This window comes from Bradyrhizobium ganzhouense (assembly GCF_049949285.1).
Lineage (GTDB): Bacteria > Pseudomonadota > Alphaproteobacteria > Rhizobiales > Xanthobacteraceae > Bradyrhizobium > Bradyrhizobium ganzhouense.
Genome location: NZ_CP181318.1, coordinates 352982 through 377700, shown reverse-complemented (window position 1 = coordinate 377700; position 24719 = coordinate 352982). Strand labels below are relative to the sequence as shown.

Sequence of the window (24719 nt, the reverse complement as noted above, 5' to 3'; positions counted from 1 at the left end):
GTACAAAACACCGTGTTCAGCCCGGAAGCGCGAAGGCCTCCGCCTCGATGTCGATGAACGTCCGCCCGAGCGCACCCACGGCCGCATAGAAATCCGCCGAGCTCGCTCGCTCAAGATCGACGAAAAAGCGCCTGATCCAGCGAGAGACATGCTGATCAAAGAAGAGGCGCTCGGCGCCCGCTGGCGCCAAAATGCTTCCGCTGGCGAGGCCTGCCATGACCTCACAGAGAAATCCCGCGTGATCCTCGGGCTCCATACGCTCCGGAGCCTTTTCGACACCGAGCCCCCCCAGAGTTTCCCGCAATCGCGCGAGCGGACGACCATACAGGGTCTCGGATAAATAGTGCGAGGCATAAGGCAGCAGTGCTCCCTTACCCAACCCTGCAAAGAGGTCGAAGAACTCGCGCGCCGCGGCCTGCTCATCTGTCCGGCGCGCTGCATCCGCCAGCGCCATGTGCGCCACGCCCATCGCACTGGCATCGCCGCGCAAAGCGGAGATATTGCGCAGCAGCTGCGCGTCCGGGCTGCGCGTCAGCAACGCCGCCAACAGCGCATATTCCTGCGCCCGGGCGAGGTCGAACTCATCGACGGTATGCACTGAAGCGGTCTTCGAGGCTGGATCCATCATCGTTCGGTCGCGCAAAACATACAATCCTGCCGGCTGCTAACGTGGCAACGCGCTGCCATGACGTCGTGTTCGCAGCGAGGGGGGCTCTCCGGCGGCAGGACTGTCGGGCAGAATGCGCGCATTCCGATCCGGGTCGGGTCGCTCCGCGGTATCGTCGGGTAACGATTGAGCGGCCGATGTCGCCGGTTCGAGGCCAGGCTGTTCGGCATCGGGCCGGCCTTGCGGAATGAGCCTGGCCGGCGGCGGCACGTCCGCCAGCACGTCACGCACCGGCTCCAACCCCTTCGACATCCGGGCGACAAGATCGGCGACGTTGTCCGCGGGATCGAGCGGGCCAAATCCGGGAATTGCGTTGGGGTCGTTGAAATCCCACTGGTTCTCCGCGATCCCGATGAAGTCGCGAATTGCAGGATCGGCCGCCCAGGCTCGGCGCAATGCCGCGCGCGTCAATTCGGCTGGAACGCCGGTGCGCAGGAACGCCGCAATGTCGGTGTGAGCGGTGATCGATTCGATCGACGGCAGGCTGGCGAGATCGAAAGGCGGATCGATCTCGCCATTCGCAACGGACGGCTCGGCCGCCTGCTCGCCGCCGGCCGGAGCACGTTCAGCGTTCAGGCTTCTTGAAGCCTGCTTGAGCCGTGCCCAGCGAACGAAGACGTTACTGTCTGACACCGATCTCTCTTGTCCTTGCTAACGATTGCGTTGCCGTTTGACGAAGGGACGCTCGACATGATGCTCGGCAATGAAACGGCCGACGATCTCGGAGATGCCGGCGGGCATCGGCACGGCTTCGACCAGATTGCTGCCTGCGTCGGTAAAGGCCTCGCCCTCCGCAGGATCGGCCGTGACCGCGAGCAGTTCGTAGGGCGGCTCGGAACCGGTGGGCCGCAAATTGACCCACAGCGTGGGCGAGCCCGATGCGAGATTTTCGCGATAGTTGGTGGTTTCGGTCCGGTGCAGCTCGATCACGGCATCACCTGCATAGAACAACGTGACCTCGCCTTCGCCTCCAATCGGAGTCCACGGCTTCGCGGACGGCTCTCCCGCAAACACCGAGACGGGCCGCCACAGAAAATCGACCCACGCACTCTTGGCTTTGCGCCGTTCGATCGCGACACCGACAGCAATGCGTGCAAGACTTGTCGATATCAATGTACCCTCTCAAGATCGAGGTGCGGTTCCTGTTTCCCGAATCCAATCGAGCGAAGCTGGCCCCGGCAAGAGCGGTAATCGTGCGCTCCTGATACGGGCGTCGTCTTTTCCGATATCGGGAGTATATACTTCGGGGATGAACGGGCCAGTGGGTGGCCGCTCTATTTTGGGAGCCGCGAGATATTGTGACCGTCATATCTGACACCGGCAGGCGCCTCCTGATCTGCTCATGCGATGGGACGATGCCGCTCGATGTGGACGCAATTCGCCAGGGCTGCCGCGGTGAAGTGACGGCGGCGACGCAGCTCTGCGGCGCCGAACTCGGCCGATTCAAGGCTGTCGCCGCCGAAGATGGTCCGCTCACAGTCGCTTGCACGCAGCAGGCAGCACTGTTTTCGCAGGTCGCGGCCGAAAATAATCGTGCGAATTCGATGCAGTTCGCCAACATCCGCGAGACCGCCGGATGGTCCGACGATGCCGACCGCGCTGGGCCGAAGATGGCCGCGCTGCTCGCCGCCGCGGCCGAAGTGGCAGCACCCGCGCCGATGGTCCAGCTGGAAAGCAGCGGAATCATCCTGATCTACGGCCGCGACGAGGCCGCGATCGAGGCCGGTGATTTGCTGAAGGAGCATCTCGACGTCACCGTGCTGATAGCGCCGCCAGCCGCGATCGCACCGCCACGCATCGTTGATTTTCCGATCGCCAAGGGCCGGATAAGTGCTCTCACGGGACATCTGGGCGCGTTCCAATTGGTGGTCAACGATTTCGCCGAAGCTGCCCCGTCTTCGCGTCGCGTCCTGACGTTTGGCCCATCGCGCAATAATGCCCGTTCGACATGCGACGTCGTCCTCGACTTGACCGGTGAGCCCGCGCTGCTTCCCGCCGATTTGCGCGACGGTTATCTGCGTGCTGATCCCGGTAGCCGCTCGGCAATCCTCGAGGCCGTGCTGAAAGCGCGCGACCTCGTCGGGACCTTCGAGAAGCCGCGTTACATCACCTTTGACGCCGGACTTTGCGCGCATTCGCGCTCGAACCGGACCGGTTGCACCCGCTGCCTCGATTCCTGCCCTGCCGGCGCGATCACACCTGCCGGCAACCATGTGGCGATCGACGCCGACATCTGCGCGGGCTGCGGCCAATGTGCGGCGGCCTGTCCTACGGGTGCTGCGTCCTATGCGTTACCGGCGGAGGACGCGCTGGTCAGAAAGCTGCGTGCCATGCTGCTCGCCTATCGACAGGCCGGCGGTGAGCGGGCCGTTGTCCTCGTGCATGACGAAAGCCATGGCACGCCGCTGATCGACGCGCTGGCGCGGTTCGGCGACGGCTTGCCCGCAAACGTGCTGCCGTTTGTGGTCAACGAGGTCACGCAAATCGGGTTGGAGAGCATCGCCGCGGCCTTTGCATATGGCGTATCGGCGGTACGCTTCCTGCTACGCGCCAACCCGCGCCACGACGTCTCGGGATTGACGCGGACGATCGCGCTGGCCGATCCGATCCTTGCCGGGCTCGGCTTCGGCCCGGGCCGGCTTTCCGTGATAGCGACCGACGATCCGGACCATCTGATCGAAGCGCTCCGCGCCGCGCCGGCCGACGCGCCGGCTCCGCGCCCTGCGAGCTTCCGTGCCGTGGGCGGCAAGCGCGACGTGCTGCGCTTTGCACTGGCCGAACTGCACCGCGCGGCGCCTGCCCCGGTCGACGTCATTCCGTTGCCCGACGGCGCGCCGTTCGGAGCCGTCGAGATCGATGCTGCCGGCTGCACGCTTTGCCTATCCTGCGTGTCGGCCTGTCCGACGAGCGCCCTGCGCGACGACCCCGAACGCCCGGCGTTGCGGTTCGTCGAAGACTCCTGCGTCCAGTGCGGCCTGTGCCGCACGACGTGCCCGGAGAAAGTCATCACGCTGGTTCCGCAAATCGACTTCCGAGCCAGCCGGGCACCAACCCGGGTTCTCAAGGAAGAGGAGCCGTTTTGCTGTATCCGCTGCGGCAAGCCGTTCGGCGTCAAGAGCAGCATCGAGCGCGTGGTGGCGAAGCTCGAAGGCCAGCACTGGATGTATTCCGGGTCGGCGCAACGGCTCGACGCCATCAAGATGTGCGGCGACTGCCGCGTCGGCTTCGTGGCTGAACAGGGCTTTGAATCTTACGGCGCACCTGGCCCGTCCGTCCGCACCACGGATGATTACTTGCGCGAGCGGGAGCCGAAGCGGGACCCGGACGGCCGCACCAACTGAATTATCCGGTTCGGGATAGCCTGCACGGCATCGCTTTATTCAGCCGGCGTTGCGGAAGCCTGCCGGCCTTCCGCCTCAAGCTTTTCGGCGAGCCAGTGATCATGATGCTCTCTCGCCCAATTGATATCGACCTCGCCTGTACCCATCGCTTCGAACGCGCCTTCCATGCCGAGCGTGCCGATATAAATGTGTCCCAGGATTAGCGCGATGAAAAGGATCGCGATGACGGCGTGCGCGACCTGCGCGATCTGCATGTCCGCAATGTTGGTGCCGTAGAAGGGAAACAGCAGCACGAATCCCGATGCTGATACCGCGAGGCCGGCTGCGACCGACAGCCAGTAGACCATCTTCTCACCGAGATTGAATCGTCCTGCAGGCGCATGCTTCGACTTGATGAAGCCGCCACCTTGCTTGACCCAGTCAATATCGACCCGCTTGAAGATATTGTCCCTGAAGAACAACACCGTGATCAGAACGAGGCCCGCCACGAAGGCGAAGCTCGTGAAATTGTGCACGTACTTGGCGACCTGGGAAATGTCCGAGAATAGATCCGGGCCGACGAGAGGTCGCAGCAGGACCTTGCCGAAGGTGATGTTCAGGCCGGTCAACCCGAGCAGCACGAACGAAACCGCTGTCAGCCAATGCGCGAACCGCTCGAAGGCCTTGAAGCGGACGATCGTCTGGCCGGAGCGCCCCGCCTCGATACGAAGCCGGCCCATGATCAGATAGGCGAGTGCGAGCACTGCAAGCATGCCGACGATCACCACCGCCCCGCCCCAGTGCAGCAGGACCTCGTGGAAATAATCCCAGGTCCGTCCGGCCGGCTGCATCAATACGCTGGCTTTGACATCGGGAATGTCGATCCGGCCCTGGATACGTGGCGCCTGCTCCAGAAGCGTCCTCTGGTTGGTCACGCTGGCGGTCGGATTGGGTGCCCCATCAGGACCGAGCTTCTGAGCGAGCACTGATGCTGTCGTGAGACCGAACAGCATCAACAAGAGCGCTGCGAAGCGAAAGCGTGCGAGAGCCGTCATGACGGATACCCAATCTTCGTGCCTGATCGTCGCGTGAGCGCTGAGCCCCTTACGTCTTGACGTCCTCATGGTAGGCCGTCGTCCAACCCCAGGCTCCGGAGCCATAGCCGCGCTTCTCGACGCGTTCCTCGTAGAGCTGCGCGATGATGTCGCCATCGCCAGCGAGCAGTGACTTGGTCGAACACATCTCGGCGCACATCGGCAGCTTGCCTTCGCCGAAGCGATTCGACCCGTACTTCTCATATTCTTCGGCGCTGCCCGGCGCCTCCAGTCCGCCGCCGCCCGCGCAATAGGTGCACTTGTCCATCTTGCCCCGTGAGCCGAAATTCCCGACCTGGGGATATTGCGGCGCTCCGAACGGACAGGCGTAGAAGCAATAGCCGCAGCCGATGCACTGATCCTTGTTGTGCAGGACGATGCCGTCTTCGGTCGGATAGATGCATTTGACCGGACACACCGACGCGCAAGGCGCGTCGGTGCAGTGCATGCAGGCCATCGAGACCGACCGCTCGCCCGGCTTGCCGTCATTGATGGTGACGACGCGACGTCGATTGATGCCCCAAGGCACCTCGTTCTCGTTCTTGCAGGCGGTCACGCAGGCATTGCAGTCGATGCAACGGTCCGCATCACACAGGAATTTCATGCGTGCCATCGGTCTAACCTCTCATGCGGCCCTGATCTGACACAGCGTGGCTTTCGGCTCCTGCATGCCGGTAGCAGGATCATAGCCATAGGTCGTCAGCGTGTTGACGCTCTCACCGAGCACGATGGGATCGGTTCCCGCCGGATATTTCGCCCGAAGGTCGGCTCCCTCGTACCAACCGGCGAAATGGAAAGGCATCCAGGCAACGCCCTTGCCGACGCGTTCCGTCACCAGCGCCTTCATCCGGGCACGCGAGCTGTTCTCAGCACCCGTCACCCAAACCCAGCCGCCATCGACGATGCCGCGCTCGGCTGCGTCCGCAGGATTGATCTCGACGTACATGTGCTGCTTGAGTTCGGCGAGCCATTTATTGGACCGCGTTTCCTCGCCACCGCCTTCGTATTCAACCAGACGGCCCGAGCTCAGGATCAGCGGGAACTGCTTCGCTATCGCGCGGTCGACAGCGGCCTTCTGCACGGAAAAGCCGATATTGGGCACCCGAAATTGCTTCGCATCCGGCAGGGTCGGATAGTCGGCAACGAGGTCCGGACGCGGCGTGTAGATCGGTTCGCGATGCATCGGAACCGGGTCAGGTAGATTCCACGCAATCATGCGCGCCTTGGCGTTTCCGTAGGGCGAACAGCCGTGTTCGATCGCGACCCGCTGGATGCCGCCGGACAGATCGGTCGACCATGACACCTTGTCGGGATCGGCCGGATTGATGCGCGCGATCACCTCGCTCTCTTGCGGGGTGAGGTCCTTGTCCCAGCCGAGTTTCTTCAGCACGCCGAGGGTGAACTCGGGATACCCGTCCTTGATCTCCGAGCCGACAGAGTACGAGCCCTCGGCAAGAAGATTATCGTGATCTTCCCGCTCCACCTCCTGCCCGTTCTCCATCACCTTGCGCTTGACGACGCGTTCGACGCCGAACCTCGCGCGAAAGGTTCCGCCGCCCTCTTTCACTGGAAGATTGGTATTGTAGAGGATCGGCGTACCCGGATGCTTGAACTCCGGCGTGCCCCAGCACGGCCACGGCAGGCCGTAATATTCCCCGCCAACCTCGGGATCGTCCTTCGGCGCCCGCAGCGTCACCAGATCGAACTTGTGCTGGTTCCTCATGTGGGCCTTGAGCCGCTCCGGCGACTGTCCGCAATAGCCCGTCGACCATCCGCCGCGGTTGATTTCGCGGAGGATGTCCTCCGCCGAAACTGCGCCGTTCTCGACCTTGATGTTCTTGAACATCAGGTCGGCGAATCCAAACTTGCGCGCGAACATGTACATCACGTCGTAGTCGTTCTTCGCCTCGAAGACCGGATCGACGATTTTTTCACCCCATTGCAGGGACCGGTTGGAGTTGGTGCGCGAGCCCTCCATCTCGAAGCTCGTGCAGGCCGGCAGGAGGTAGGTGCCGTTCTTGCGTTCCGACAGCACCGACCATGCGGTTGGATAGGGATCGCAGACCACCAGCAGCTCAAGCTTCTCGATGCCTTTCACCGCCTCGGGCATCCGGGTGATGGTATTGACACCATGCCCCATGATGAACATCGCCTGCACCGGATTGGGCTGGCTGATCTGGTTCTTTGGCAGCAAGGTTGCGTCAAACCAGCGCGTGCTGGGAATGCCAGGCGTTTCCATCAGCTTCTTGTCGGGGAAGCGCGACTTCATCCAGTCGTAATCGACCTCCCATACCCGGCACCAATGCCGCCAGGCCTCCTCGGCAAGCCCGTAGTACAGCGGCAGCGACGTGACATCGAGACCGAGATCGGTTGCGCCCTGCACGTTGGTGTGGCCGCGGAAGATGTTGGCGCCGGCACCAGGCTGCCCCATGTTGCCGGTGGCGAGCAGCAACAGGCAACTGGCGCGGACATTGGCGGTGCCGGTGGTGAACTGAGTCTGTCCCATCGCCCAGATCAGCGTGGCCGGCTTCTGCGTCGCGAACAGCTGTGCGACGTGTTTGACCTGTGCTTCGGGCAAGCCAGTCACACGCTCGACCTCCTTGGGAGGCCACTTCGCAATTTCCTTTCGGACCTCATCCAGGCCGTAGACACGCTGGCTGAGGAATTCCTTGTCTTCCCAGCCATTCTCGAAGATGTGCCACAGCATGCCGTAGATCGTGGCGATATGCGTGCCGGGGCGAACCCGAACGTACTCGGTCGCGTGCGCAGCGGTCCGCGTCATCCGGGGATCGACCACGATCATGTTGGCGCGGTTGAGCTCCTTGCCTTCAAGAATGTGCTGCAGGGAAACCGGATGGGCCTCGGCAGGATTGCCACCCATCAACAAAATGGTCTTGGCGTTGCGGATGTCGTTGTAGCTATTGGTCATCGCGCCGTAGCCCCAAGTATTGGCTACGCCTGTGACCGTCGTGGAGTGGCAGATCCGCGCCTGATGATCGGAATTATTGGTGCCCCAGAACGCCGCAAGCTTGCGATTGAGATAAGCGGCCTCGTTGGTGAACTTGGCGGAGCCGAGCCAATACACCGAGTCGGGGCCGGCCTTCTGACGAATGTCCAGCAGCTTGTCGCCGATCTCGTCGATCGCCTTCTCCCAGGAGATGCGTGTCCACTGTCCGTTGACGAGCTTGACGGGGTAGCGCAGGCGCCGCTCATTCAACACGTCGTCGCGAACTGCCGCACCCTTGCAGCAATGCGAGCCGCGATTGATCGGACTGTCGTAGTCGGGCTCCTGCCCGATCCATACGCCCCTTGAGACCTCGGCGATCACCGAGCAACCGACCGAGCAGTGCGTGCAGATGTTCTTGCGGGTCGTGACCGGCGCACCGACAGGCGGTGGCGGTCCGGCTTCGGCCTTCCGCACGCCGTGCAACGCGAGTTCACCTACCGCCGCCAATGCGCCAGCCGTGAGTCCGGAGCGCCTCAGGAACGTCCGTCGGTCCAACTTCGCCGATGCTTCGTCGGCCGCCGCATCGAAAAGCCTGGCACGCTCCGGACGACGATCGGACTTCCTGATCAGCACGGAAGTCTCCTATCGAGCAGGATAGCTGTTGACGCGATAGAAATTCCGGACTTCCTGAGAGTCAGGTCTGTAGCGAGCTCTGCGCTTCTGATCGAGATCAACGGGCTTCGCGGAAGCCGCCGTCGGCAACAGCTGGCCGGCACCTAACGCACCGGCACCGACGATTGTCAGCCGAAGCAAATCACGTCGAAGAAGCCTTGGCGCTTGATCATTCTTCAACGAAGCATACTCCCGATCGGGGTTAGGCCTTCTCGAAGGCTATCCGAGTTTTGCGTCGGACATCAATCACAGACCTGTGTTGCATGATCCACAGGGGCAGCCCCGCGCACGCTGCCTTTCGCTTGTGTTACCGCGACGGGCAGCCAATCGTCTTCAACATCGTTGATGTCGGCCGTTCGGCTCTGGAGATTGTCGTGCGAATTGGAAACGGTGAAACATCGAGCAGATGGATCGCTGGAAGGGTAACATCGCAATGGCAGTTCAGCGCGGCGTGAGCGAACGGCTCGCTATCCACACGAATGACGCGCGACATCGCATGAGCGATCGCCGAAGTCCGCGTTGAGATGAGCGCTAATCTGCCGTCCGCGCAAGCCAGACGGTCATCAGGTCCGGGATGGTAGGCGCCGACAATTCGGGCGGAATGCGCTGCGCGAATGACCGAGGGAAACCCGTCCCAGAACAATCGGCGGGGCCGCAGCCCTTCATTGCCTAGCCGGGGTCACGCAACACAGGGATGCGGTTTATCTATCTGGAAATGCTGGATATCCAGAAAAAGCTGGTGCCCAGGAAAGGACTCGAACCTTCACGGCCGTTAAGCCACTGGCACCTGAAGCCAGCGCGTCTACCAATTCCACCACCTGGGCATGCCGTTTGGGGCACGGAGGCGGTTACTACGGTTCAGTGACGCCGTTGTCAATTCATGGTTCGGGATGCCGATTGCGCATTGCAAACCGGGCCGATACAAGCCTGATAACACGCACTCTTCCTGCAGGATCTGACCCATGGCATCGAATCTGGAAACTCTCGTCACGGTTTTCGGCGGATCGGGGTTTTTGGGCCGGAATGTCGTCCGCGCGCTGTGCCGGCGGGATTACCGGGTCCGGGTCGCGGTGCGGCGGCCGGAACTCGCCGGATACCTCCAGCCCTCCGGCAGGGTCGGCCAGGTCCACACCATCCAGGCCAATCTGCGCTATCCGGCCTCGGTCGAGGCGGCGGTGCGTGATTCGGATGTCGTGATCAATCTGGTCGGCATCCTCACCGAGGGCGGCGGGCAGACCTTTGACGCCGTCCAGGCCAAGGGCGCCGAGACCGTCGCCAAGGCGGCGGCCGCCGTCGGCGCAAGGCTGATCCATGTCTCGGCCATCGGCGCCGATGCCGAATCACCCTCGCGCTATGCCAAGGCCAAGGCGGCCGGCGAGGCGGCTGTGATGGCGGCCGTGCCGTCGGCCACGATCTTCCGCCCCTCCGTGATGTTCGGCCCCGAGGACCAGTTCACCAACCGCTTTGCCGCGCTGGCACGGCTGTCGCCGGTGCTGCCGCTGATCGGCGGCGAGACGAAGATGCAGCCGGTCTACGTCGGCGACGTCGCCACCGCGATTGCGGAGGCCGTCGACGGCAAGGCCAAGGCGGGCGCGACCTACGAGCTCGGGGGTGCGGAAGTGCTGACCATGCGCGAGATCATCGAGGCCATCGTCGCCATCGCCGACCGCAAGCCGACGCTGGTGCCGCTGCCGTTCGGCCTCGCCCGCTTCCAGGCCAACTTCCTGCAATTCGCGCCGGGCGCGCTGAAGCTGACGCCGGACCAGGTCACGTTGCTCGAGCGCGACAATGTCGTGTCGGATGCGGCCAAGGCCGCCGGCCTGACGCTGGAAGGCCTCGGCATATCAGCCGATTCGCTGGAAGCGATCGCCCCGCAATATCTCTGGCGTTTTCGTGCGGCGGGCCAGTTCCAGCGCAAGAGCGTGTGATTTTTTAACCTCACCCCGCTTGCGGGGAAAGGTCGGATCGCTCTTGCGATCCGGGTGAGGGGGTACAGATCTCTCTACGACCTCGCGTGTTGAGAGAGGCCCCTCACCCCGACCCTCTCCCCGTAAGAACGGGGCGAAGGAGCAGACCGCCGCCGCGGCTACAGCTCAAAACTTCAGCTTCTTGAACACCGCCTCCGGCAGCGTCTTGATGATGAGCATCACGAGACGCCATTTGCCGCTGACATAGACGACGTCGGTCTTCTTCTCGACGGCGCTGAGGATCGCATCGCCGACGACAGGTGCATCGACGGTTAGCGGGCCGATCAGCTTCATGCCTTCCGTCATCTTGGTGCGGACGAAACCGGGTTTCACAGTGACGACATGCACGCCGCCGCGGCTGGCGCGGGCGCGGAGGCCCGACAGGTAGGCGGAGAAGCCGGCTTTCGCCGAGCCGTAGACATAGTTCGAGGCGCGGCCACGATCGCCCGCCACAGACGACACGCCGACGATCGTGCCATTGCCGCGCGCCAAGAACTTTTCGGCGAACAGGCCGAGGATCAGTGAAGGACCCTCGTAATTCGAGCGCATGATCGTGGTGGCGTGCGCGAGATCGCTCTCGGCATTTGGCTGCACGCCCAGGAGGCCGATGATCGAGACGACGACGTCGGGCAACGCGGGAAGGCCGGCAACAAAGCCATCGAACGAGGCGGTGTCGAGCACGTCGAATGTCCCTGTGCTCGCTTCGATATTGTAGCGCGCGCGCAGATCGGCGGCGTCAGGCTCGAGCGCGGCGGCATCGCGGCCGGCGAGGCCGACATCGTAGCCGGCCCTGGCAAAGGCGCGTGCCGCGGCGCGGCCGATATCGGAGGAGCCACCGAGCACCAGAACGGTCTTGCGTGACGTCACGGCTTAAACCTCATCGAACAGGCGTTGTGAAAGCTTTGAGCGGATGTTTTTGGCGGGATCGAGCGATCTGCGGATCGTGTTGAAGCGCGGCAGCGCGGGATAGCCGGCCTCGAACGTCGCGCGCGACTGGCGCGCATCCTTGGCGAGATAAAGCCGCCCGCCGGCGGCGACCACGAGACGGTCGATCTCGTCGAGGAAATTCAGGATGTCGCCCCTGATCGGGAAATCCAGTGCCAGCGTGTAGCCGGGCAGCGGAAACGACAGCAGGCCATCACCATGGCCGAGCTTCTTCAGCACCGCGAGGAAGGAGGCATCGCCGCGCTTCGAGACACGATCGAGGATGTCGCCGAGCACGGCGCGCGCGCTGGCTTCCGGAACCACGCATTGATGCTGGAGGAAGCCGCGCCGTCCGTAGATGCGATTCCAGTCAGCGATGCTGTCGAGCGGAAAGAAATACGGATACAGCGAGACCACACGGTCGCCGCCGGCGCGCCTCGTGCCCATGCGGTAATAGAGCTCGTTGAAGGCGCGGATGCTGTATCGGTTCAGCGTCATCGACGGCAGATCGATCGGCACGGCGAGCCCGGGATGTTTGCCGATTGGAAAGCGATCGGCGCCCTCAGTCAGCTCGTCGGCGCGGGCGTGCTCGCCGAGATAGATCAGCGCGCGGCCGAGATCGCGCCCTCGCGCCGCGCAATCGATCCACGCCACCGAGTACGTTGCGGAGTCACCGGCATCGAGTGCGCGCATTGCAGCGTCGAGATCGGATGCAGAAATCACCCGCTCGCGGATCCAGCCGGTCTCCACGGGGCGCAGCCGCACCGTCGCTTCGAGGATGACTCCGGTAAGCCCCATCCCACCGACAGTCGCGAAGAAGGCATCGGAATTCTGCTCGCGCGAGGCCTCGATGGTCTCGCCCGCCCCGGTGCGCAGCAAGATGCTGTCGACATAGCGGCCAAAACCGCCCTCGCCATGATGGTTCTTGCCATGCACGTCGGCCGCGATGGCGCCGCCGACCGAGACGAACCGCGTGCCGGGTACGACGAACGGCAAGAAGCCGCGCGGGCCAAAGGTGTCGATGAGGTCAGACAGCAGCACGCCGCCTTCGAGGCGGATGCGGCCCGTCACTGGATCGAACGATCTGACCCGGTCGAACCCGGTCATGGCGACGGTCCTGACGGCGCCGATCGCGGCATCGCCATAGGCGCGGCCATTGCCCCGGGCCACGGAGCCGGTCACATCAGCGACAGCCGCACCCACGGCCTCGAACGACCGCGGCCGCAACACTTCGCTATCGACGACCGGGAAGCGCCCCCAGCCGCTGACGAGGGTCATCGTTCAGCTCCGCCTGCGGGCCAACCCGCTCCGGACACTGCCTACCGGTCAAAAGCTGATATTGCGTTGAGGCGCGTCAGCAGATTGTCGAAGGTTAACGGCCGAGCGCCAGCGCGATCAGGCCGAGCGTGCCGACGATGACGCGCCACCAGGCGAACAGCACGAAACCGTGGCGGGTGACGTATCCGAGGAACGCCTTCACCACGATGAGCGCGGTGATGAACGACACCAAGAAGCCGATCGCGACGATGCCCATATGGTCCATCGTCATCTCGGAGCGGCTTTTGTAGAAATCGTAGGCGAACGCGCCGATCATGGTGGGGATGGCGAGGAAGAACGAGAACTCCGCCGCCGCCCGCTTGTCGGCCCCGAGGAACATAGCCGCGACGATGCTGGCACCGGAGCGCGACACGCCCGGGATCATCGCAACGCACTGCGCCATGCCGATATAGAGATACATCAACAGCGGAAATTTGGTGGCGTCGTGCTCGCGCGCCTTGAGATTGAGCCGATCGACCCACAACAGGATGGCGCCGCCGACGATCAGCGAGAAGCACACGACCCACGGATTGAACAGCACGCTCTTGATGTATTTGCCGGCGATGAGACCGACGATCACCGCAGGCAGGAACGCCACCAGCACGCCGATCACGAAGCGGCGCGCAGAGGCATCGCCGGTGAACATGCCGATCGCCACGTCCCACAGTTTCTTGAAGTACAGCACGACGATCGCGAGGATCGCGCCGAGCTGGATCAAAACCGTAAACGAATCCCAGAAAGCGCCCTCGCCGAGGCCGAAGAAACGCTCCGCTAGCAGCAGGTGGCCGGTGGAGGAGACAGGAAGGAACTCGGTCACACCCTCGATGATGCCGAGGATCACTGCCCGTATTGCATCTGACATATTTACGGTCCATTTCCGCTGGAAAAGCGGGGTTCTTCTCGCCTATTCCCCCCTCGCTCGCAATCGCAAAATGCGCTAACGCGGCCTTGCCTCGCGGTTTTGAAGGACTAGTGTGGCGCCGCACAAACATTGATGGATTCTTAAGCACCATCAAATAGTCAAAGGCTTCATGTTTACTCTGTTCCATCATCCGTTCTGTCCGCATTCGCGCTTCATCCGCCTGATCGCGGGCGAATACGGGCTCGAGCTGAAGCTGGTCGAGGAACGCGGCTGGGAACGGCGCGAGGCCTTTCTGCTGCTCAACGCGGCCGGCACGACACCGTTGCTGGTGGACGACGAACAGCCGCCGATCCCCGGCGCGGCCATCATTGCCGAGTATCTCGATGAAGCCTATGGCGCCGAGATGGGCCCCAAGCGCCTGATGCCGGAGACGATCGCCGAGCGCGTCGAGGTGCGCCGGCTGATGGCCTGGTTCAACGAAAAATTCTTCGAGGAAGTCTCTCATCCGCTCGTCACCGAGCGCATCTACAAGCGCTTCATGAGCGAGGAGAATGGCGGCGGGCCGCCCTCGCCCGACGTGATGCGCGCCGCCAAGGCCAATGTGCGCTATCATCTCGCCTATATCGGCTGGCTGGCGCAGACGCGTAACTTCCTCGCCGGCGACCGGCCCACTTACGCGGATCTCGCCGCCGCAGCGCATCTCTCGGCGATCGACTATCTGGGCGACGTGCCATGGAGCGAGGACGACGCAGCAAAGGCGTGGTACGCGCGGGTGAAATCCCGCCCGTCGTTCCGTCCGCTGCTGAGCGAATGGCTGGCGGGCGTGCCGGCGTCGCGGACCTACGTGGACCTGGATTTCTGAACTCCGATCCGACTGAACTAAAGGCGGCGCTGGCGCGCGAAGCGCGCGCGCTCGGCTTCGACTGCATCGGCATCACTGAGCCGGGCACGATCGAGAACGCCGGAAAGCATTTCCTCGAATTCATCGCCTCGGGCGGCCATGGCGACATGGACTGGCTCGCGAACCAGCCGGAGCGCCGGGTCGATCCGCGCGGGCTGTGGGCTGACGTGCGCAGCGTGATCATGCTCGGTGTCAACTATGGCCCCGACTCTGATCCGCTGAAAATCCTGCAACAGCGCACACGCGCGGCGATCTCGGTCTATGCCCAGGGCGACGACTATCACGACCTCATCAAGAAGCGGCTGAAGGCGCTGGCGCGCTGGCTGGTCGCGACGGCGCCGAGCGAGGTGAAAGTGTTCGTCGACACCGCGGCGGTGATGGAGAAGCCGCTCGCGCAGGCCGCCCATCTGGGCTGGCAGGGCAAGCACACCAATCTGGTCTCGCGCGAATTCGGCTCGTGGCTGTTTCTCGGCGCGATCTACACCACGCTCGACTTGCCGCGCGACGGCGCCGAGATCGACCATTGCGGCTCGTGCCAGGCGTGTCTCGACATCTGCCCGACCGCGGCGTTTCCCGCGCCCTACAAGCTCGATGCGCGGCGCTGCATCTCCTATCTCACCATCGAGAACAAGGGACCGATCCCGCCGGAATTTCGCAAAGCCATCGGCAACCGCATCTATGGCTGCGACGACTGCCTCGCGGCGTGCCCCTGGAACAAGTTTGCGCAGGAGGGACGTGAGGCCAAGCTCGCCGCGCGCGATGAATTGCGCGCGCCTGGTCTTGCCGAGCTTTCGCGACTCGACGATGCCGCGTTTCGCGCGCTGTTCACGAAGTCACCGGTGAAGCGGATTGGTCGCGATCGCTTCTTGCGCAATGTGCTGATTGCGATCGGTAACTCGGGCGATGTGATGCTGGCGGTTGAGGCCCGGCGATTGCTGGATGATGAGAGCGCGCTGGTGCGCGGGGCTGCCGTGTGGGCGTTGGCGCAGTTGCTGTCCGATGAAGAGTTCGCAGCGCTGAGGCTTAATATGTTCGACCGCGAGCAAGATGATGCCGTGCGCGTGGAGTGGCAAGCCGCTTCCTAACCCTCCGCTGTCACGCCCCGCGAAGGCGGGGCAGCCAGTACGCTGCGGCCTCTCGATTCAATCATTGCCGTCTCTGGAATACTGCATCGTCCGCCTTCGCGGACGATGACAGCGGAGTGTGAGGATCGTGGACCTTGATTTCCCCACCCGTTCCTTCAAGGTCGCGCGTCATGACAAACATGCCTTTCTTCACCCGCGACGGCGATACATTCCATCCGACGGAAGTTGCCAACGGCCCGTGGGATCCGAAATCGCTGCACGGACGCGTCATCATCGGCCTGCTCGGCTTCGCCATCGAGGAGCGCCATTCCGGTCCTGAATTCGTGCCGGCACGGTTGACCGTCGACATGTTTCGGCTGCCGACGATCGATAAGCCGATCCAAGTGACGACGCGGCTGGTGCGCGACGGACTGCGCATCCGCGTGATCGAGGCGGAGTTCGTCTCCGGCGGCGTCGGCATGGCGCGCGCCTCGTGCCAGCTGTTGCGGCGGACGCAAAACCCTGATGGCAATGTCTGGTCGGCGCCGAACTGGGACGTGCCGAAGCCGGACGATATTCCAAAGCCGACCGATCCCAGGCTCGGCATGAACGGCAAATGGACGACACGGCCGATCGTCGGTCATATGGGCTCACTCGGACCGCGCCGGCTGTGGATGAGCGAGGTGCGCGAGCTCGTTGCGGGCGTGCCGATGACGCCGTTCGTCCATGTCGCCACCGGCGCCGACTTCGCGAGCCCGTTTGCCAATGCTGGCGACAAGGGGCTCGGCTACATCAACAGCGACGTGACGATTTACCTGCACCGGCTGCCGGTGACGAACTGGATCGGTTTTGACGTTGTGAACCACCAGGCCACCGACGGTGTGGCGATCGGCGAATGCTGGCTCTATGACGAGCAGGGCCCGATCGGCACAGCGACGGTGGCAGCGCTGGCGCAGCGCAAGCCGATGGCAAAGCCGCCGCCGTAGTTCTCCTCCAATCGCCCGCTTTCGCGGGCGACGACATTGAGTGCTGAGAGGCACGTCATCCGATCTCGGCCACCGCGGCAAGAATGCGCGCGATATCTTGCGGACGCGACAGGCGGTGGTCGCCGTCCTGGATCATGGTGAGCACGACATCGTCGGCCGGCAGCCGATGCGTCAGCGCAAACGCGTGCTGCCACGGCACGTCGGGATCCTGCGCACCTTGCAGAATTCGGACGGGACAGCCGAGATCGATGGCGCTGCCGAGCACGAGATGGTCGCGTCCCTCCTCGATCAGCTTGCGCGTGATCGGATAGGGCGTGCCGTCGCCATATTCGGACGGACGCAGCCAAAAACCCTTGGTCTCGATCTCTTTCTTCACCTCGGGCGAAAAATTCTTCCACATCAGCTCTTCGGTGAAGTCGGGCGCCGGTGCGATCAGCACCAGGCCCGCGAGCGAGGCGTTTCCCGAACGCTTCTTGATCTCGCGCGCGAGCAGCAGCGCCATCCAGCCGCCCATGGAGGAACCGATCAGGATTTGCGGACCGGTGCAGAACCGCTCGAACACCGCAACGCTGTCCTCGAGCCAGCTTCCGATGGTTCCATCGGCGAAATCGCCGCTGGATTCACCATGGCCGGAATAGTCGAACCGGACCGCGGCACGACCATGCTCGCCGGCCCAGCCGTCGAGCGCCACCGCCTTGCCGCCCTGCATGTCCGACTTGAAGCCGCCAAGCCAGACCAGGCCAGGCCCTTGGCCGGCGCGTCGGCGCACCGCGATCCGGCGCGCCGACGGGCCTTCGCCCAATTCGATAAAGTCGAGCACGGCATCGGGAATTGCTGGGGTCATGGAACGTTTACTCTGGCTGTGGGGTTTGAGCGGTCCGGGCGCACTCCGCCAAGCAACCCTATATTGGTATTGGCCCTTTGGGACGCTTGCGGAACAGGTGCAAGGTGTCTAAGTCGAGCACCGTGCCGATGGGCGTGACCAAAATGCCTCGCATTTGAGGGTTTTTCGCTCCCCGCAGGGCGACTTGCTTGCCGGCAAACGCATCTTCCTGCACAGTAGCCGCTTCCTTTCACAACTTTGGAGAACCACCCATTCGCCGTCCCAATAGAGCCCCGGCCCCTGCCGCCAAAGACGGGCCGCGCATCAATGATGATATTCGCAATGCGCAGATCCAGCTGATCGATCAGACCGGTGACAACAAAGGCACCGTCGAGACGATGCTTGCCATCAAGATGGCCCAGGAAGCCGGCATGGATCTGGTCGAGATTTCGCCAAATGTCAGCCCTCCCGTCTGCAAGATCATGGACTACGGGAAGTACAAGTATTCCGCCCAGAAGAAAGCCGCCGAAGCCCGCAAGCGCCAGAAGACCGTCGAGATCAAGGAGATCAAGCTCCGCCCGATGATCGACGATCACGACTATGACGTGAAGATGCGCGCGATGCTGCGGTTCTTCGAAGAGGGCGACAAGGTCAAGATCACCCTGCGCTATCGTGGCCGCGAAATGGCGCACCAGGAGATCGGCACCAAGCTGCTGGACAAGATCAAGACCGACGTTGCCGAGCTCGCCAAGGTCGAGCAGGACGCCCGGTTCGAGGGCCGTCAGGTCGTCATGGTCCTGGCGCCGCGCTGAGCGCCAGCTCACTGCAGTTGAAGTTTCAACGGCCCGTCCGGATCTCCGGCGGGCCGTTTTGTTTTCAAGTCCGCGTCGCCTGCCAGGTGCCGCTGCACTGGTCTCCGGAAATGATGCCGCGCCAAGAGCCACCCCCCGCCGCGCTGCCAAGCCGGCCACCGCCGCTGGCGTGGGAGGCGCCGACCGACACCTGGACCGCGACGGCACCGCCACGATTGACCGTACCGGACACCCGGCCGCCGCCGGCCGACGACACCCGACTGCCGGTCACGGTGAAGGGCACGCTGTAGCCCGAGCTGCAATTACCCCGGGTGGTGGCGAAGGTGACATTCCAGACGCCGTCATAGCCGCCGATGCGGGCATCGGCTGTCGATGGAACAGCGGCCGCGGCAAGCACGGCGAACAGCGCCAGATAGCGCGGACGGGCGACAACAGACGAAACGGATTGGGAAAAATGAGCCATTTTGGTCCTGCTTCGAGCGACACGACTTGGACAAGGATGGTAGCAATTCCGAATAGTCGGCGGCCAGGTTCTGGCGGTTCATCGTTGCCAATTCGCCCGTTCTCTGTCATAAGCCCGGCCTTCATCGCCCGGCTGATTAAGGGCTGCCGTGGCGGTGTTCCGTGCGGGTTTCGCGCTTGTTCGCAAAACCTGAGCACAATCAACGCTCTAACGAGCATTTTTGACGGCCAGCCGCCTTCGCGGGCGGAATTCTGTGGCCATTAGGAGAGCCAAATGCCCAAGCTGAAGACCAAATCGGGCGCTAAAAAGCGCTTCAAGGTGACTGCCACCGGCAAAGTGATGTTCGCTCATCGCAGCAAGCGTCACGGCATGATCAAGCGGACGAAGAAGCAGATCCGTCAGCTGCGCGGCACCGCCGTGCTGTTCAAGACCGACGGCGACAACGTCAAGAAGTACTTCTTGCCGAACGCCTGATCGCGTCCACGATCATTGCCATCCGCGCCGCGTCTTTCGCGGCGATCCGAAACCTAAGTCATCTCTGAAGGATTTTTGTCATGTCTCGCGTCAAACGCGGTGTGACCGCTCACGCCAAGCACAAGAAAGTCTACAAGGCCGCCAAGGGCTTCTACGGCCGCCGCAAGAACACCATCCGCGCTGCCAAGCCGGCCGTCGAGAAGGCCCAGCAGTACGCATTCCGTGACCGCAAGCGCAAGAAGCGTACCTTCCGCGCGCTCTGGATCCAGCGTCTCAACGCTGCCGTCCGTCCGTTCGGCCTGACCTACAGCCGATTTATCGACGGTCTCGCCAAGTCGGGCATCACCGTGGACCGCAAGGTGCTGTCGGATCTCGCGATCCACGAGCCCGCGTCGTTCCAGGCGATCGCCGAGAAGGCCAAGGCTGCGCTCGCAGCCTAATTAGGCCGGCGCTAGCGGGCCTTCTGGCCCGCAGCCTTCAGCGCGCGTTGCGAGTAACGCTGGGCGACCTCCGCCCGGCAGAATGCCGTGAACGAGAGATACATGGTGCCGGACTTATTCCGGTACTTGATGTCGCATGCGTCCATCTCGCGCTTGTAGGCCTGTGTCTGCGCGGCGCTGAGGCCGGGCTTGAAGTCCGCCTCGCATTTCTTTTCGACGGCGGCACCGAGCGCGACATCGCCGCTCGCGGTCAGTTCGCAATCTTTGAAGACCTTCATCGCGCTTTCGCAGCCCTTCTGCGCGCTGATGGTGTCGGCGACCTCGTCCAGCGTCATGGATTTGTCCATGCAGACCATGGCACGCGCCGGGTGGCCTACGACCGACAGAACGACGGCGAGAGCGGCGAAACAGGATTTCGAAAGCATCGCAAAGGTCTCCTCGTATCCCCCTTGGTGCCCGGCCCCCGCGCGAGGTTCAACCCAGCTGGTCCCATGCCCGAAATGACCGGCTTTTTGCTTGACGTTACGGCCTTCGGGCGGCGACAACCCAGCCGAATTTGGCAGCAAGGATTTGACTGTGTCCGACCTCGCAACGCTCGAAACATCCATCCTCGACCAGATCGCCGCCACCGGCGATGAAGCCGCGCTCGAAGCGGTGCGCGTCGCAGCCCTCGGCAAGAAGGGCTCGATCTCGGCGCTGCTTGCCACGCTCGGCAAGATGTCGCCCGACGAGCGCAAGACCCAAGGCGCCGCGATCAACCAGGCCAAGGACAAGGTCACCGAGGCGCTCGCCGCACGGCGCGATGTGCTGAAATCCGCAGCGCTCGATGCGCGGCTGGCATCCGAGACCGTCGACGTCACGCTGCCGCTGCGCGATGCGGCAGCCGAAGTCGGCCGCATCCATCCGCTCAGCCAGGTCTGGGACGAGCTGACCACGATCTTCGCCGACATGGGTTTCTCGGTCGCCGAAGGCCCCGATATCGAGACCGACGACTACAACTTCACCAAGCTGAATTTTCCGGAAGGCCATCCGGCGCGCGAGATGCACGACACGTTCTTCTTCCATCCGAAGGAGGACGGCTCGCGCATGCTGTTGCGTACCCACACCTCGCCGGTGCAGGTGCGCACCATGCTCACCCAGAAGCCGCCGATCCGCGTGATCTGCCCGGGCCGCACCTACCGCATCGATTCGGACGCGACCCACACGCCGCAATTCCACCAGGTCGAAGGGCTCGTCATCGACAAGCACTCGCATCTCGGCCACCTCAAATGGATCCTGCACGAGTTCTGCAAGGCATTCTTCGAGGTCGACCACATCAACATGCGCTTCCGGCCGTCGTTCTTCCCGTTCACCGAGCCGTCGCTCGAAGTCGACATCCAGTGCCGCCGCGACAAGGGCGAGATCCGCTTCGGCGAAGGCGAGGACTGGCTCGAGATTCTCGGCTGCGGCATGGTGCATCCCAACGTGCTGCGCGCCTGCGGCATCGATCCCGACGAGTACCAGGGCTTTGCCTGGGGCATGGGCATCGACCGCATCGCCATGCTGAAATACGGCATCGCCGATCTGCGCCAGCTGTTCGACAGCGACGTCCGCTGGCTCAACCATTACGGCTTCAAGCCGCTCGAAGTGCCGACACTTGCCGGAGGGCTGAGCTCGTGAAATTCACCCTCTCCTGGCTGAAGGATCATCTCGACACCGACGAGCCGCTGGAAAAGCTTGCCGACAAGCTCACCATGATCGGGCTCGAGGTCGAGAACATCGAGGACAAGGCGAAGGCACTGAAGCCTTTCACCATTGCGAAGGTGATCTCGGCCGAGCAGCATCCCAATGCCGATCGGCTGCGCGTCTGCATGGTCGACACCGGCGACGGTGGCGCGCCGGTGCAGGTCGTGTGCGGTGCGCCGAATGCGCGCGCCGGGCTCGTCAGCGTGTTCTCGCCGCCCGGCACCTACATTCCCGGCAAGGACATCACGCTCGGCGTCGGCACCATCCGCGGCGTCGAGAGCCGCGGCATGCTGTGCTCGGCGGCCGAGCTGCAGATCTCCAACGACCATGACGGCATCATGGAATTGCCGGCGGACGCGCCGATCGGCGCGGGTTATGCCGAATGGGCAGCCCTTGGCGATCCCGTGATCGAGATCAATCTGACGCCGAACCGGCAGGACTGCACCGGCGTGCACGGCATCGCGCGCGACCTCGCCGCCGCCGACATGGGCAAGTTCAAGGACGCCTCGATCAAGCCGATCAAGGGCGAATTCCCCTGCCCGGTGAAGGTCACGGTCGAGGACGCCGTGCTGTGCCCGGGTTTTGCGTTGCGCCTCGTGCGCGGCGTGAAGAACGGCCCGTCGCCTGACTGGCTGCAGAAGCGGCTGACCGCGATCGGCCTGCGCCCGATCAACGCGCTGGTCGACATCACCAATTTCATGACCTTCGACCGCGCGCGTCCGCTGCACGTGTTCGACGCCAAGAAGGTGGTGGGCAATCTCGTGGTGCGCCGCGCCCGCGACGGCGAGGCGCTGCTCGCGCTCGACGGCCGCGCCTACAATCTCGATCCCTCGATCTGCGTGATCGCGGATCAGCACGGCGTCGAATCGCTTGCCGGCATCATGGGCGGCGAAGCCTCGGGCTGCGACGAAAACACCACCGACGTGCTGATCGAATCGGCGCTGTGGAACGAGATCAACGTCGCCCAGACCGGCCGCAAGCTCGGCATCAATTCGGATGCGCGCTACCGCTTCGAGCGTGGCGTCGATCCGGCCTTCATGGTGCCGGGGCTGGAGCTCGCGACCAAGCTTGTGCTGGAGCTGTGCGGCGGCACGCCGTCAGAGAACGTCGTGGTCGGCAAAACCTTCGGCGACGATCGCGTGATCGATTTCCCGCTCACCGAAGTCAAGCGTCTCTCCGGCATCGAGGTGCCGCAGGTCGAGATGAAGCGTATCCTGTCTCATCTCGGCTTCATGATGGCGGGTCCGGGCCCCGTGGTGAAGGTCGCGGTGCCGTCGTGGCGCTCCGACGTGCATGGCAAGGCCGACATCGTCGAGGAAGTCATCCGCATCTACGGCGTCGACAAGGTGCCGATGACGCCGTTCGAGCGCGGCGAGGATGCGCGCAAGCCGGTGCTGACGCCGCTGCAGCTCCGCACCCGCCGCGCCAGGCGCGCGCTCGCGAGCCGCGGCATGACCGAAGCCGTGACGTGGTCGTTCATCACAAAGCCTGCGGCAAAGCTTTTCGGCGGCGGCCAGCGCGAGCTCGAGGTCGCCAACCCGATCGCCGCCGACCTCTCCGACATGCGGCCGAGCCTGTTGCCGGGTCTGGTCGCAGCCGCGCAAGCCAATGCCGATCGCGGTTTTGGCGATGTGGTGCTGTTCGAGGTCGGCCAGGTGTTCAAGGGCGATCGCCCGCAGGATCAGTTCATGGCCGCGAGCGGCGTGCGCCGCGGCCTTGCGTCGTCGGACCGATTGGGACGGCACTGGTCGGGCTCGGCGCAGGCCGATGTCTTCGACGCCAAGGCCGATGCGCTGGCGGTGCTGGCCGCGGCCGGCGCGCCGATGCAGGCGCTCCAGATCGTCGCCGGCGGTCCGGCCTGGCTGCATCCGGGCCGCTCCGGCACGATCCAAATCGGTCCGCAGAACGTGCTCGGCACTTTCGGCGAGATGCATCCCCGCGCGCTGGAAGCGCTCGGCGCCGACGGCCCGCTTGTCGTGTTCGAGGTGATCCTCGACCGTATCCCTGAAGCGAAGAAGAAGCCGACCCGCGCCAAGCCGCTGATCGAGCTCTCGGCGTTCCAGCCGGTGTCGCGCGACTTCGCCTTCATTGTCGATCGCACTGTGAAGGCCGGCGACATCGTGCGCGCCGCGCAAGGCGTCGACAAGAAGCTGATCACCGGCGTCAACGTGTTCGACGTCTACGAGGGCAAGGGCATCGACGACGGCAAGAAGTCAATCGGCATCGCCGTGACGATCCAGCCGCGCGAGAAGACGCTGACCGATCAGGAAATCGAAGCTGTTGCCGCGAAGATCGTGGCAGAGGTCACCAAGAAGACCGGCGGCACGTTGAGAGCATGACGATTGCCGACTTCCTTCCCAAGGACGTCAGCCTCACCATCGCGATGGCGCTCTGCGCCATCGCTTTCGTTTCGGGCACCGCGCGCGGCTTCTCCGGCTTCGGCTCGGCGCTGATCTTCATGCCCTTGGCGAGCAGCATCGCTGGGCCGCGGCTGGTCGCGGCACTGCTCCTCGTCATCGATTTCGTCGCGGCCGCGCCGCTGTTGCCAGACGCATGGCGGAAAGCAGATCGCAAGGCGACGGCCGTGATCGTGCTGGGCGCGCTGGTCGGTGTGCCCGTCGGCACCTATTTCCTCAGCGTGCTCGAGCCCGTCACCACGCGCTGGATTATCTCCTGCTTCGTCGCCGCGCTGCTTCTGCTGCTGCTGTCGGGCTGGCGTTATCGCGGCAAGGACCACGCCTGGCTTTCGGTCGGCATCGGCGGCCTCTCCGGCTTCTGCAGCGGACTGGCGCAGACCGGCGGGCCGCCGATCGTCGGCTACTGGCTCGGCCGCCCCATTGCTCCGATCGTGGCCCGCGCCAACATCGTGCTGTTCTTCGGCGCGTCCGATCTCTTCTCGATGGTCAGCTATGCCACGACCGGCCTGATCTCGCGCGAATCGCTGGTGCTGTCGCTGATCGTCGGCCCGGTCTATGCGATCGGCGTCGCCTTCGGCGCGTCGCTGTTCGGCCGCGCCAGCGAGACGATCTTCCGCGGCATCTGCTACGCGCTGATCGCGATCGCGGTGATCGCGGGGCTGCCGGTGCTGGACGGGGTGTTGCGGTAATCTCCGCTGTCGTCCCCGCGAACGCGGGGACCCATACCCCCAGGGAGAGGTGATCAGGCGAGGCGATAACTCCGGGTCTTCGCCAAACTACTCCCTGTGGTTATGGGTCCCGGATCTGCGCTTCGCTTGTCCGGGACGACAGCGGAGTTTGTTGT

23 protein-coding genes and 1 tRNA gene are annotated in these 24719 nt (G+C 63.7%); 11 read left to right on the top strand and 13 right to left on the bottom strand.

Annotation, left to right across the window (positions count from 1 at the left end; all coding sequences use genetic code 11):
* Positions 1-16 precede the first annotated feature (16 nt).
* Genes ACLFLU_RS01810 through ACLFLU_RS01800 form a run of 3 tightly spaced genes read right to left on the bottom strand, consistent with a single transcriptional unit; the run spans position 17 to position 1780 of the window.
* Positions 17-628, bottom strand: coding sequence for a TorD/DmsD family molecular chaperone (locus tag ACLFLU_RS01810; protein ID WP_426410666.1), 612 nt, complete (start codon positions 626-628; stop codon positions 17-19).
* A gap of 36 nt (positions 629-664) precedes the next feature.
* Positions 665-1300, bottom strand: coding sequence for a DUF3306 domain-containing protein (locus ACLFLU_RS01805; protein ID WP_426410665.1), 636 nt, complete (start codon positions 1298-1300; stop codon positions 665-667).
* A gap of 18 nt (positions 1301-1318) precedes the next feature.
* A complete protein-coding gene (locus tag ACLFLU_RS01800) occupies positions 1319-1780 on the bottom strand; it encodes a DUF3305 domain-containing protein (RefSeq protein ID WP_426410664.1) in 462 nt (153 codons plus the stop codon).
* A 242-nt stretch (positions 1781-2022) separates the two neighbouring features.
* Here ACLFLU_RS01800 and ACLFLU_RS01795 point away from each other — a divergent pair, with 242 nt between their 5' ends.
* A complete protein-coding gene (locus ACLFLU_RS01795) occupies positions 2023-4008 on the top strand; it encodes a 4Fe-4S binding protein (protein ID WP_426410663.1) in 1986 nt (661 codons plus the stop codon).
* A 35-nt stretch (positions 4009-4043) separates the two neighbouring features.
* On the opposite strand, the gene ACLFLU_RS01790 is transcribed toward ACLFLU_RS01795, so the two are convergent.
* The 4 genes from ACLFLU_RS01790 to ACLFLU_RS01775 all read right to left on the bottom strand — a co-directional run bounded on the left by ACLFLU_RS01790 (position 4044) and on the right by ACLFLU_RS01775 (position 9524).
* A complete protein-coding gene (locus tag ACLFLU_RS01790; RefSeq protein ID WP_426410662.1) occupies positions 4044-5042 on the bottom strand; it encodes a formate dehydrogenase subunit gamma in 999 nt (332 codons plus the stop codon).
* Between the two features lie 49 nt (positions 5043-5091).
* Positions 5092-5694, bottom strand: a complete 603-nt coding sequence (fdh3B, locus tag ACLFLU_RS01785) for a formate dehydrogenase FDH3 subunit beta (protein WP_426410661.1) — start codon at positions 5692-5694, stop codon at positions 5092-5094.
* A 12-nt stretch (positions 5695-5706) separates the two neighbouring features.
* Positions 5707-8661, bottom strand: coding sequence for a formate dehydrogenase subunit alpha (locus tag ACLFLU_RS01780; protein WP_426410660.1), 2955 nt, complete (start codon positions 8659-8661; stop codon positions 5707-5709).
* Positions 8662-9437: 776 nt separating this feature from the next.
* Positions 9438-9524: transfer RNA gene (locus ACLFLU_RS01775), tRNA-Leu, on the bottom strand.
* Between the two features lie 138 nt (positions 9525-9662).
* On the opposite strand from ACLFLU_RS01775, the gene ACLFLU_RS01770 reads away from it, so the two are divergent.
* A complete protein-coding gene (locus tag ACLFLU_RS01770) occupies positions 9663-10628 on the top strand; it encodes a complex I NDUFA9 subunit family protein (RefSeq protein ID WP_426410659.1) in 966 nt (321 codons plus the stop codon).
* Positions 10629-10793: 165 nt separating this feature from the next.
* Here the strand turns inward: ACLFLU_RS01770 and ACLFLU_RS01765 are convergent, their stop codons facing one another.
* The 3 genes from ACLFLU_RS01765 to ACLFLU_RS01755 form a co-directional block, all read right to left on the bottom strand.
* Positions 10794-11534, bottom strand: coding sequence for an SDR family oxidoreductase (locus tag ACLFLU_RS01765; RefSeq protein ID WP_426410658.1), 741 nt, complete (start codon positions 11532-11534; stop codon positions 10794-10796).
* A 3-nt stretch (positions 11535-11537) separates the two neighbouring features.
* Positions 11538-12869, bottom strand: a complete 1332-nt coding sequence (locus tag ACLFLU_RS01760) for an FAD-binding protein (protein ID WP_426410657.1) — start codon at positions 12867-12869, stop codon at positions 11538-11540.
* Between the two features lie 94 nt (positions 12870-12963).
* A complete protein-coding gene (locus ACLFLU_RS01755; RefSeq protein ID WP_426410656.1) occupies positions 12964-13770 on the bottom strand; it encodes an undecaprenyl-diphosphate phosphatase in 807 nt (268 codons plus the stop codon).
* Between the two features lie 169 nt (positions 13771-13939).
* On the opposite strand from ACLFLU_RS01755, the gene ACLFLU_RS01750 reads away from it, so the two are divergent.
* From ACLFLU_RS01750 to ACLFLU_RS01740, 3 genes are all read left to right on the top strand, one after another.
* On the top strand, positions 13940-14632 hold the full coding sequence (locus tag ACLFLU_RS01750; protein WP_426410655.1) for a glutathione S-transferase family protein: 693 nt from the start codon (positions 13940-13942) through the stop codon (positions 14630-14632).
* Complete coding sequence (queG, locus tag ACLFLU_RS01745; protein WP_426410654.1) at positions 14581-15756, top strand: tRNA epoxyqueuosine(34) reductase QueG; 1176 nt, start codon at positions 14581-14583, stop codon at positions 15754-15756. Before ACLFLU_RS01750 ends, queG begins: the two co-directional genes overlap by 52 nt.
* Before the next feature lie 170 nt (positions 15757-15926).
* Entirely contained in the window at positions 15927-16721 is a 795-nt protein-coding gene (locus ACLFLU_RS01740; protein WP_426410653.1) for an acyl-CoA thioesterase domain-containing protein, read from the top strand.
* Positions 16722-16776: 55 nt separating this feature from the next.
* Here the strand turns inward: ACLFLU_RS01740 and ACLFLU_RS01735 are convergent, their stop codons facing one another.
* Entirely contained in the window at positions 16777-17565 is a 789-nt protein-coding gene (locus ACLFLU_RS01735; protein ID WP_426410652.1) for an alpha/beta hydrolase, read from the bottom strand.
* Positions 17566-17816: 251 nt separating this feature from the next.
* Here ACLFLU_RS01735 and infC point away from each other — a divergent pair, with 251 nt between their 5' ends.
* Positions 17817-18356: a translation initiation factor IF-3 gene (gene infC / locus ACLFLU_RS01730; RefSeq protein ID WP_148778009.1), complete on the top strand. Its 540-nt coding sequence runs from the start codon at positions 17817-17819 to the stop codon at positions 18354-18356.
* 64 nt (positions 18357-18420) lie between these two features.
* On the opposite strand, the gene ACLFLU_RS01725 is transcribed toward infC, so the two are convergent.
* Entirely contained in the window at positions 18421-18819 is a 399-nt protein-coding gene (locus ACLFLU_RS01725; protein ID WP_426410651.1) for a hypothetical protein, read from the bottom strand.
* Positions 18820-19092: 273 nt separating this feature from the next.
* Here ACLFLU_RS01725 and rpmI point away from each other — a divergent pair, with 273 nt between their 5' ends.
* Positions 19093-19293, top strand: coding sequence for a 50S ribosomal protein L35 (rpmI, locus tag ACLFLU_RS01720; protein ID WP_007598540.1), 201 nt, complete (start codon positions 19093-19095; stop codon positions 19291-19293).
* Between the two features lie 80 nt (positions 19294-19373).
* Positions 19374-19733, top strand: coding sequence for a 50S ribosomal protein L20 (rplT, locus tag ACLFLU_RS01715; RefSeq protein ID WP_014490867.1), 360 nt, complete (start codon positions 19374-19376; stop codon positions 19731-19733).
* 11 nt (positions 19734-19744) lie between these two features.
* Here the strand turns inward: rplT and ACLFLU_RS01710 are convergent, their stop codons facing one another.
* Positions 19745-20158 carry a hypothetical protein gene (locus ACLFLU_RS01710; RefSeq protein WP_426410650.1) on the bottom strand — a complete coding sequence of 138 codons (414 nt, stop codon included), beginning with the start codon at positions 20156-20158 and terminating at the stop codon, positions 19745-19747.
* A 151-nt stretch (positions 20159-20309) separates the two neighbouring features.
* On the opposite strand from ACLFLU_RS01710, the gene pheS reads away from it, so the two are divergent.
* Genes pheS through ACLFLU_RS01695 form a run of 3 tightly spaced genes read left to right on the top strand, consistent with a single transcriptional unit; the run spans position 20310 to position 24564 of the window.
* A complete protein-coding gene (gene pheS, locus ACLFLU_RS01705; protein ID WP_426410649.1) occupies positions 20310-21392 on the top strand; it encodes a phenylalanine--tRNA ligase subunit alpha in 1083 nt (360 codons plus the stop codon).
* Positions 21389-23797: a phenylalanine--tRNA ligase subunit beta gene (gene pheT / locus ACLFLU_RS01700; RefSeq protein WP_426410648.1), complete on the top strand. Its 2409-nt coding sequence runs from the start codon at positions 21389-21391 to the stop codon at positions 23795-23797. The genes pheS and pheT overlap by 4 nt, the downstream gene beginning before the upstream one ends.
* Positions 23794-24564: a sulfite exporter TauE/SafE family protein gene (locus tag ACLFLU_RS01695; RefSeq protein ID WP_426410647.1), complete on the top strand. Its 771-nt coding sequence runs from the start codon at positions 23794-23796 to the stop codon at positions 24562-24564. Before pheT ends, ACLFLU_RS01695 begins: the two co-directional genes overlap by 4 nt.
* The last annotated feature ends 155 nt before the right edge of the window (positions 24565-24719 follow it).